Source organism: Microcystis sp. M53603_WE2 (assembly GCF_030065435.1).
Genome location: NZ_JASJFF010000846.1, coordinates 1 through 1972, shown reverse-complemented (window position 1 = coordinate 1972; position 1972 = coordinate 1). Strand labels below are relative to the sequence as shown.

Genomic DNA, 1972 nt, shown 5'->3' with positions numbered 1-1972 from the left:
TGCTAATCCCATACCTCCAACCAATGCTGATATACCGGCTCCAGCACCCGCACCAATTGCCGCTGCTCCAATTGCCGTTGCGTCTTGTTCTTCTATTGCTTTTTTGGTTCCGTAAACTGCCGTGCCGACCACTGCTCCTGCCGCTGCTACTGGAGCCATGCCGACGCCTAGAGCAGTTCCTCCTACAGCAAGTCCCATACCCCCAACTACTGCCGATGCACTAGCTCCAATCGCTGTACCCACTCCCACTGAAATCATTGCCTCTTGAACTTCTTCTGGCTTATTTTTCTCCGTCATTATTTTTTGCCTCATTAGCTTTGGGTAATTATGAAACTCTAGCATAAGACAGACAAGCCGTGAACCACAACAAGCCAGGCGTTAAGGCGCATAAGTGCCAGTCGGGTGCATACAGTTATTAGCTGGCTTCTGGTATTACCAGCCACTGATTGTCTGAGATTTCCAAGGTTTTGAAACAACAGCGAAACGCTTTGCCTATCGGGCTGCAGGCATACACTCCGATTTGGCAATCGTCGGCTATCTTGTGTAAGTGTGTGATCCGCATTTGCAGCCAAGCCTGCCCATCATAAGAATTCTCTAGCAGAAAATCGCTCCCCCGTTTACTGATGCGATACCACATTTCGCGGTATCGTGAAGAAATGTCTTGCGTTGCCCAATCAGAATATCCCAAATTGGTCACCACAGAACCAAGCCGACTAGCTTGTTCGCTTTCATATTCCGTGGAAACTTTTATCCAATTCTGACTGTCAATCCGCACCATTAGGCCACATTGATCATATTTTTCCCGAGGCTGAAATTCTACTTGGGTCATTAGGGAAAAATCGCCAACTTGTCGCATCAATAAGCAATGCCCATCGTCTCTTTGAAAACCATAGTGCGTGTTTTGCCAAAAATCAGTTTTTTCATCTGTAGAAATTTCCAAGCCATTACCCAAACGATAATGCGTCGGCTCGTTGAGCCAGTAAAAATCATCTGACAATGCTGGCTGTAAAAAATTTTCACTAAGTCGCATAATATCGCTCCTAATCAGATACATCGTGATAAGCTAAACGGCTTTTACTTCGGATCACCGATATAGACTCCAAAAGGGTTATAGCTGTTGGATCATGCAGGTTAAGCGCCGTTTAGCTTATTACGAGGCCAGCTAACCATTGATTATACAGAAACTTTCCGAATAACCAAAGTAGGAATATATGGAAACTTTCGACATATCACCCCGTTTTGTGGATTACTGACAATCAGCCGAAATAACATCAGCTTTCCCCCAAGGTTTTAGCACCAATTGTTCAATCTGACTGCACTTCGTAACAAAAATTTACAATTATTCGACGGCACTCGCACTCCCGTCCTTCGCTGTGCCTAGACGTTTTTAGATTATTATCATTTGCTTAAATCAATGTTTAAGGAACGCACGCTACCAGATTGGTGTACTGTTACAGAGCATCCAAAACCAAAACTTTTAAATCTGGGACAGCAGCTAAACGGGCATCATTGGTCAAGAAAAACATAGCACCTTCTCCCATAGCAGTGGCGATCTGAATTGCGTCTGGAGTTCGCAAGTTTTGTCTTGCTCTTAACTGGGCGGCAACTTCGGCGATCTCAAGGGAAATAGGTACTGTGATTAAGTTTTCTTGATCGAGAAGAATATCACGATACTGGCCAGCAAGTTCTACATTGCCTGAGCGTAATGGATGCACCAAAACTTCCGACAGCGTCAACGTAGAGGTAACAGCTAACTCTTTTAACAAGCGAAGTTGCTCGTCTGGGGTGAGATTCTCAACTTGCCGGCGAACATCTTGGTAGGTAGTCAGCCTCTTTACGCCCTGTGGCTCTTCGTTAGTTGGTATGGTTCGATAGGGGGGCATAAATCGACTAAATCCTTATCTGGCAAGAGACTTAATTGATTAGTTCGCTCTAGAGCAAAAACAATTGACAAAAATCGCATCAATGTCCT

3 protein-coding genes are annotated in these 1972 nt (G+C 44.8%); all 3 read right to left on the bottom strand.

Annotation, left to right across the window (positions count from 1 at the left end; all coding sequences use genetic code 11):
- The coding region (locus PX481_RS17970) for a hypothetical protein (RefSeq protein WP_288095306.1) at nucleotides 1-297 on the bottom strand (297 nt) is incomplete at its 3' end.
- A 118-nt stretch (nucleotides 298-415) separates the two neighbouring features.
- Complete coding sequence (locus tag PX481_RS17965) at nucleotides 416-1030, bottom strand: DUF1349 domain-containing protein (RefSeq protein ID WP_002757401.1); 615 nt, start codon at nucleotides 1028-1030, stop codon at nucleotides 416-418.
- A 421-nt stretch (nucleotides 1031-1451) separates the two neighbouring features.
- Nucleotides 1452-1883, bottom strand: a complete 432-nt coding sequence (locus tag PX481_RS17960) for a type II toxin-antitoxin system VapC family toxin (RefSeq protein WP_288095301.1) — start codon at nucleotides 1881-1883, stop codon at nucleotides 1452-1454.
- Nucleotides 1884-1972 lie beyond the last annotated feature (89 nt).